The sequence below is a fragment of the Psychrobacter piscatorii genome, assembly GCF_904846415.1.
Taxonomy (GTDB): domain Bacteria; phylum Pseudomonadota; class Gammaproteobacteria; order Pseudomonadales; family Moraxellaceae; genus Psychrobacter; species Psychrobacter piscatorii.
In genome coordinates this window covers 1-7362 of record NZ_CAJHAR010000058.1, presented here as the reverse complement: position 1 = coordinate 7362, position 7362 = coordinate 1, and the positions used below count along the sequence as shown (strand labels likewise).

Here is a 7362-nt window from a genome sequence, read left to right as displayed (position 1 = left end):
AATGCCGATTGCGAATGTGAGATAAAATCATTGCCTAAACGCTCATACTGTAGCTCTGCAAGTGTTTTTTGGTGTTTGGTGGTACTAGGGTCTTCTTGATAGCGTGTCAGCGCTTGCATACGGCTGTCTGTGGCTAGAATGGCGACAAAGTGCTTTCCAAACTCGCTATTTTGATCGATTTTTTGCAGGTGCGACTGATCAACGCTCATGGGCTGCTGTTTTAGCTGCTGATAGAAATGCTTAAACTCTCCTGTCTCCGTAGCAATCCTTTCGCGTATCTGTTCCCTACGCTGCTGTCGCTCTAGTTTCTCTTGTTCGGCCTGTTCTCGTTCTTTCCGTTCCGCTATTTCTAATTGCTGCTGTTGTAGGCGCTCTTGCTCGACTTGCTGCGCCTTCTCGCGGTTAAGTCGTATCGCTTTTAGCTTATTTACCGTATCGTTGGCGCTTTCTATTCTCTCTTGAGTGACTTTTTTAGGCTTAAAGTTAGGTTTAGGCATATCGGGGACAATGAATAGTTTGCTTTCGCGCAGGTCGGCGATAGTACGATCCGCTTTATCATTGGTTTTTTGGTTATTGGCTAGGTGTTTGTTCCAAACCAGCTCATTAGACTGGATAATTTCACGGTTAAATTGACCTTTGGCGGTCGGTATTCCTTTCCGCTCCATGTGGGTCGCGTCTTTACCCATCTTGATTTGTGGCACTAGGTCGATACCTTGCGACTTATAGCTACGGCTGTCGATTAGGTTATGCCCTTTTGCTTCTAATACCTTGTTGGCGGTATGCTCCCACAGCTCGCGCACGGCCTTAACTTCAACACTCATGCGCGGCAAGCCTTTTTTTCTGCGGTCATCGTCTGATATTTCGCTGTCAGCTTTGTCTTTGGTAAGGTAAATTTTTCCGTCATCGTCGATGGTGGCCGTGCGCGTGGTCAATAAGATATGAGCATGGAAGTTAAGAGGACTGGCACCGCGCTCGATTTCCTTATCGGTTGGTACATGGATCGCACAATCTGCGATCACCTGATATCTATCGGCTAAGGTTCTAGCGAAGTCATGAGCTAAGTCTTTGCGATCTTGTTCGCTCAATTCATGCGGTAGGGCGATTAACCATTCGCGAGCCACGCGACTATTTTTTCGGGTTTCATTACGTTCTGCCATGTTCCATAATTCAGCTCTGCCAATCTCACCATCAGCTAAGTCAGTCGGCAAAATAATATCAGCACTTAATACGCCACTGCGTTTTTTATAATCGTGCGTTTTGCCGTGATCTTTGTCCTCATCGAGCAATTTATCACCGGCACGATAAGCAGCGGCTGCAATGGCACTTTGTCCTTTTGCTCTCGATATTGACTTGGTGCTTGCCATGTATATCGCCATAATGACTGCCTATTTTGAGGGTGGTTTTTTGGGGTTTGGGGTGTCCCCAACGTGTTTTGAGAACTGTGAAATATAAGCCGTTAGGTGAATATATCACAGTTCTCGAAAACGCGCTCTTAGTCAGAGGGACACAACCATTGCTAAGTTGAAGAATTTATACTTGGGATTATACCTTCCTATTGATTGTCGAGTTAAAGCATTCTGATATAGTGATCATCTATTTCACAGGAGGCAGTTATGTCTATAACAGAATTAAATTCAAATATTGAGCTCATCGATGCTTACAATAGGCAATCTCATTCAAAGGCTTCTGAAGAGTATATTGCTGTTAAATTTAACTATGAGGATAGAGTGTGGGAAGGTTGGGTACCAGTTCAATATAGAAGAACTGGGTTAAATTTAACTGATGTATCTGATGTTAACCAACATCTTAACAAAGTTTACTTGCAAATCGGTGAGTCATTTGATGGATCATGGTTGTCCCAGCAAAAAACTTATTGGCAAGAAGAGAAGTCTCGAGCAAAAGTAACAAAACCGTTTTTTGATATTTTAGCTCAAGGTGGATGGCAATGTGTAAACTGTAAACTACCTCCAAATCCTAATTTTGCACGAAGAATTCAGGACTTGAAAGAATTTGGTTATACATTAGCTACCGATACAAATCGTTTTTGTTCTGATTGTGGCCAAAACAAAACTCATTTAATGCTTTTGAAAATACAAAGAGGGGCAATAGATGGCAATGGTTACGAAACATGGAGCCCTAATTTAAGAAGGCGAATGTTAAAGGTTTTAGGGGGTATTGATGTATATGAAAACAGAGCTAACCCCCACTCTCTGCCAGATCATAAGTTTCCTGAGATTAGATGGGACAGTCAGACCAAAGCTGATAACCCAGACACAATGACTGATGCTGAGATTAAGGCTAAATATCAGCTACTTACTAATCAAAGAAATCAGCAAAAAAGAGAGGTTTGTAGAGAGTGTTATCAGACAGGAAGACGTGGGGTTATATTTGGGATTCCTTATTATTATAAAGGTAATCAAGAATGGGATAAAAGCTTTCCGAGGACGGGTAAAGAAGCAGAAAAAGGTTGTGAGGGTTGTGGGTGGTATGATGTAGCAAAGTGGAGACAGAGTCTTAATCAAGAACACATTCAAGATTAATCTATAAGATAAACACTTATCCGCCTCTTGTATGCTACTTTTCGATTAAATAAAGTTTATACAAGAGGTTTGGTATAGGTAAAGCTTTTACTTTTTATCGAGCCTTTCCCAAACTTTGTGTAACTGCTTATAACCCCAAACCTAGTAAGTCAGCCTAGTCTGGGTATACTGTATAAGTAAAAAATTACGTCTCTCTCAAGTGAAAACCTTTAATAGCAACCAAAAATCAATAAGCACCTAAAATGAGATAATTGCCGTTATCAAGTTTTGTGAAATCGTTTTCACGAGCTAGAATGGCCGCAACCTCATTAAAATAATCGGGCGACTTCATCAACTCAGATTGTAAAAATTGTAGCAATTCCTCATCGTTTAAATCATGTTGCAAGCTGTCAAACTTTTCTTTCGCATCAGCACTAATGCTAATAACAGTAGAACGGACCATATTGATGATTTCGCTGGTATGTTCTTTTACTTCGCTCCTAAGCTCGTAAACAACACCCGAAGCATCCCACTCTAGGGCGTCATTAAAGAGCGGCTCCCAAGCAATAGATGCTGAGTCATTACTTTCGCTTTGCACACGCTGATATTGGCTTAAAATAGCATTAATCGCTTCTACGCTAAAATCGCTTACAAGCTCATGCCGCCCAAATTCTGCAATAAAATCCTGCGCATTTAGTTCTGACGTACCAGTAGTCATGTCTATGGTCCTTGATTTCGTCTTGATGTGTTTATTATAATCCTAATTCGGCGTAAGCCACACTTACACAAAGTTTAGGAAAGGCTCTTTTTATCCTCACTGAACCTTCCACGTTTTTGTACCCTTGATCTCTTTTCTATCTCTTCTGCAGATATTTCGTTGGCAGTTCTAGATAGCACTTCTTCTAACCTTGGATTCATTTTTAAACCTCTTTCTGTTTTTCTACGAACAATACCTGCGCAAGCAGTAGGGGATAAATAAAGATTTTTAGGTGCGTCCGAAGATACAATGTCATACATATGACCAAAGCAATAATCATTTGGAACTTCTGTGCAATTTAAAACCCCACCCTCCTTTAGACGTATCATTCCCTTAGCCAAATTATAAAAGAAACTAGATTCAGTAATAACTTCTTTAGGGTATGAAATATCTTTTAATTTACTTATAGGGCTTGGACGTTTATTAATAGAGCTATCAAATATACGCTCACCGATCCACTTAACTACTGGCACTGCCCAGGAGTTTCCCACAGCTTGATATCGCCCTGTCCTCGATGCTTTCTGGCTCAAGGTATAGTTGTCAGGTAGGCCCATGAGCCTTTCGCATTCTAGCGGTGTTAATCTTCGAATACGACTGTCTTGCACGATAAAAAGAGAGCCGTTATAAGCAGCAGCATTTCCGTTCCATTTTGTACCGTAAGCAGAATATAAGCAGTCGGTATAGTTCCGAAAAACTTCATAGTCTACATTATTTTTTGAAAACGTAAGCTTTTGCTCAGGAAAAGCAACAGTTCCCAATACTTCAGAGTCGGAGATACAATCTTCAAATAATACTGACGATGGATTAAAATCTTTTCCCCCAGCTAAAAGATAAAGCCTTTTTCTTTGGTGCGGTAGTCCAAAATACTTAGAATCTAATACTCTCCATGCAACATTTCTCTTAGGCCCCTCTAAGATCCCTGCCTTCGGCCATTTTTTCTGTTCGAAAACCTCATCTAACCCTGCTAAAGAAGATACTAATGACCCAAAAGCATTCGTTTTATCGGTTAGTACACCTTCAACATTCTCCCAAAAAACTAAACAGCGTTCTAAACCCTCTTTTAACCTTACTTCGTCATTTGCATTAACAATATCTACAAATGTTAATGTTAAGTTCCCTCTACAATCTTCCAACCCATTCTTGAAACCAGCAAGTGAAAATGATTGGCAAGGTGTTCCACCACAAATTACGTCAGGACTGGCTATTTTTTTTTCTCTTATTAAATGTGGAATATTTAACATATCCCCTAGGTTTTCTATATTTGGATAATTAGAAGAAAGTATAGTAGATGGAAACTCAGATATTTCTGAAAACCACTGGAAGTTTACATCTAACGAACTCCAAGCTACAGAAGCAGCCTCTATACCTGAACAAACACTACCGACTGTTTTAATAGGATTATTGAGCATTTATTTACCTGTATCATCTTTTTTATTTTCAAATAGACGTTGTTTAGCGATTGTAGATATAAAACTTTTCTCTGCTAACCATGCTATGACTATATTCCTAACAACCTCCGCATCTGTATCTCCTAATTCGCCTTTTAAGGATTGCAGGATAGCGATTTGGCCATCAGAGAAAGAGACTTGAATTTTTTTGGACATAAACCCTCTTTGGAATCTAATTAGAATCTTTATAGATTCTAATACTTATATTTATTTATGTCAATTGGATTCTAATAATCAAGATATTCTCTGATTGGGCGCTTCTTAAACTGTGATGCGTCCTTTTTTAGTCTATTAAGCATTTCAAACTCCCATCCCTGCTGCGACTGCCCCGCTGGGCTAGTGGGGCTTACTAAATGATTGTATTCCGCTATAAAAGTAGGGTTGCGGACGATCCGACCTAATTGTTTATCGTTTAGCCCTTCTACGGTAAACATATCTGCTGTATTTATACCTCTAACGCCTTCTTGTTTATCATTCTTTGGCTTATTTTTAGCCAACACCTTGAACTTAAAACCAGCTATGCTACGACCCTTTTTAACCTGCTCATAGCTAATTTTAATATCTGATTTTTCATTAATCTCATTGATAGCTACTTGTAAAACACGCTTTTTAAAATCGCACATTGCCTTGTATTCATTAACTTCAACACCTAGTTGATCTCTAAACTTCTCAAGCTCAAACATAGGTGTCTGCTTAGCAGCTTTCCACTGTACTAGCAGCTCATAAAGCCTAACGGAGTAAATACTATCCATACTGGCAGTTTGCTCAAGAAGGTATGAAGTGAAAAAGTCTTCTGCACCATCAATACGGCTAATTCCATTGACCACCGCAAGGGTAAAAACTAATTCAATTGCGCCCTCGTCATCAAGATATCGTACTTGCTGTATCCAGCGTGATTTAATAACTTTGCCGTCATCGTCAATATAGCTAAAACGCCTATTAAACAGGGTTTCCTCAGCCTCTTTCATGCGTTTATAGCCATTCTGTCTAGTGGTTTCAAATATCTCAGCGTAGCGTAAAGCATCGATACGCAATGGTTTATCGGTACTTAACCCTGTATTGGTTTCCCTAGCGTCTACTATTGCTAATTGTACGATTCGGATTTCAGGCAACGATAGATTTTGCAGCGCTGAATTTAACTTGTTTGTTTTAACGACTAAATTACTTTTACTCACAAGATTGCTTCCCTGTTATAATTCGATGACACTATATAATAACGTCCTTACAATGACAACTATACATAAGTCCTTAAAAGGTAACTAAACGTCCTTATATGGGTAACTAAACGTCCTTATATGGGTAACTAAACGTCCTTATATGGGTAACTAAACGTCCTTATATGGGTCGCGTAAGCTAATAACAGCAAGGGTTGTAGAGTGCTTAAAAGCATTTAAAAGCATTTAAAAGCATTAAAAGCCTTTTTGGTTGTTGATAACTAAAAAATAAAAAGCTGCTTTTTACTACTTAGAACTAGGTTTATAGTTACTTAAATTTGCACCAAGTAGAGTTACTCCAAAAGCTAGATTTGAAATCTTTTCTACATTTGGTTGTATCTACTTCTGCATAGTAACCATCATCAGCTTGAATAACTTTGTTAAATAACTGAGCTCTCTCAAGTGCATTGTATTGAGACTGCCTTTGAGAAATTTCAGCTTTGCTAGGAACCAACAACCAAGTTGAACCAAACGTTAGCAGCATAATGCAAATGCAGACAGCACCAAGCATAGCGGTTACCTTCCAGCTGAGATGCTTGACTAAGTTATAGCTAAAATCATTAGCCACATCATCAAGCCTATCTTTGGTACTATTGATAACAGCAGTCGTTGTGCTATCTACGCTCTCTTTCATCTTTCGGCTTTGAGTATCGTAGGTATCTTCATACATTTTGAAAAAACCTTGTCTGCTCTCAAATTCAGTTTTTGAGTTATGAGCAGCAGTCTCAAGATCGTCAAATTGCTTTTCAATCTTAACGGCAACCGTTGATAGCCTTTTACTGGCTGTGTCTATATGTGTGGTAAAGCCTTGATCTATTAGTGCATGATAGGATTTTTGGTTTTGCTGAAAGGCAGCATTGATATTATTTTTGAGTGCTTGACTTGTGTTATCTATGATCAGCTGTTCTTTATCCTGATAGGTTTTTAATAGCCCAGTGAGCTGCTTTATCATTGCTGATATTTGCTGTACGTGCTCATTGTTGGTTTTACCTTGATCCTGACTGTCTGCTAATAGTTCTTTCTGCTGTTCAACAAGATCATGAATAGCGATTACCAATTCTTCTATTGCAATCGACTGGGCGTTGTCTGTCATATCTAAAATCCTAGTGTCATGCCACGACTGCGATTGATATCATGGCTATGGTCATTAATGGCTACTGAGACGCTCTGTAGACGCTCCTGCTGCGTTTCAGAGAGGTTTTGCTTATGCTCAGGTACCATAGCATCAAATACGCCCTTTAATGCCGCTGTATCGGCCTTTTGCGACACGGTGTGTCGCGAGTTTTTTACATTCTCTAATGCCGATTGCGAATGTGAGATAAAATCATTGCCTAAACGCTCATACTGTAGCTCTGCAAGTGTTTTTTGGTGTTTGGTGGTACTAGGGTCTTCTTGATAGCGTGTCAGCGCTTGCATACGGCTGT

At 39.6% G+C, this 7362-nt stretch carries 8 protein-coding genes; 1 reads left to right on the top strand and 7 read right to left on the bottom strand.

All coding sequences use genetic code 11. The features are described 5' to 3' along the window. Positions 1-1364 (bottom strand): MobA/MobL family protein (locus JMX83_RS14440; protein ID WP_201603189.1); only part of this gene is annotated, 1364 nt, incomplete at its 3' end. Positions 1365-1613: 249 nt separating this feature from the next. Here JMX83_RS14440 and JMX83_RS14435 point away from each other — a divergent pair. Further along, a complete protein-coding gene (locus tag JMX83_RS14435) occupies positions 1614-2540 on the top strand; it encodes a hypothetical protein (RefSeq protein WP_201603187.1) in 927 nt (308 codons plus the stop codon). A gap of 226 nt (positions 2541-2766) precedes the next feature. Here the strand turns inward: JMX83_RS14435 and JMX83_RS14430 are convergent, their stop codons facing one another. The 6 genes from JMX83_RS14430 to JMX83_RS14405 all read right to left on the bottom strand — a co-directional run. Then, the gene (locus JMX83_RS14430; protein ID WP_201576590.1) at positions 2767-3237 is read right to left on the bottom strand and encodes a hypothetical protein; all 471 of its coding nucleotides are present in this window, start codon (positions 3235-3237) and stop codon (positions 2767-2769) included. Between the two features lie 74 nt (positions 3238-3311). After that, positions 3312-4685, bottom strand: a complete 1374-nt coding sequence (locus tag JMX83_RS14425) for a DNA cytosine methyltransferase (protein WP_201603184.1) — start codon at positions 4683-4685, stop codon at positions 3312-3314. Then, positions 4686-4880, bottom strand: coding sequence for a hypothetical protein (locus JMX83_RS14420; RefSeq protein ID WP_201603181.1), 195 nt, complete (start codon positions 4878-4880; stop codon positions 4686-4688). Between the two features lie 71 nt (positions 4881-4951). Next, positions 4952-5899: a replication initiation protein RepM gene (gene repM / locus JMX83_RS14415; protein WP_201603178.1), complete on the bottom strand. Its 948-nt coding sequence runs from the start codon at positions 5897-5899 to the stop codon at positions 4952-4954. Positions 5900-6206: 307 nt separating this feature from the next. Further along, entirely contained in the window at positions 6207-7031 is an 825-nt protein-coding gene (locus JMX83_RS14410; protein WP_201603175.1) for a hypothetical protein, read from the bottom strand. A 2-nt stretch (positions 7032-7033) separates the two neighbouring features. Next, positions 7034-7362: hypothetical protein (locus JMX83_RS14405; RefSeq protein WP_201603172.1), on the bottom strand; the 329-nt coding region annotated here is incomplete at its 5' end.

What these genes read in the sequence shown, in the direction of transcription:
- JMX83_RS14410 (WP_201603175.1), bottom strand. Translation starts at nt 7,031, where the DNA reads ATGACAGACAACGCCCAGTCGATTGCAATAGAAGAATTGGTAATCGCT.
- JMX83_RS14435 (WP_201603187.1), top strand. Translation starts at nt 1,614, where the DNA reads ATGTCTATAACAGAATTAAATTCAAATATTGAGCTCATCGATGCTTAC.
- JMX83_RS14430 (WP_201576590.1), bottom strand. Translation starts at nt 3,237, where the DNA reads ATGACTACTGGTACGTCAGAACTAAATGCGCAGGATTTTATTGCAGAA.
- JMX83_RS14425 (WP_201603184.1), bottom strand. Translation starts at nt 4,685, where the DNA reads ATGCTCAATAATCCTATTAAAACAGTCGGTAGTGTTTGTTCAGGTATA.
- JMX83_RS14420 (WP_201603181.1), bottom strand. Translation starts at nt 4,880, where the DNA reads ATGTCCAAAAAAATTCAAGTCTCTTTCTCTGATGGCCAAATCGCTATC.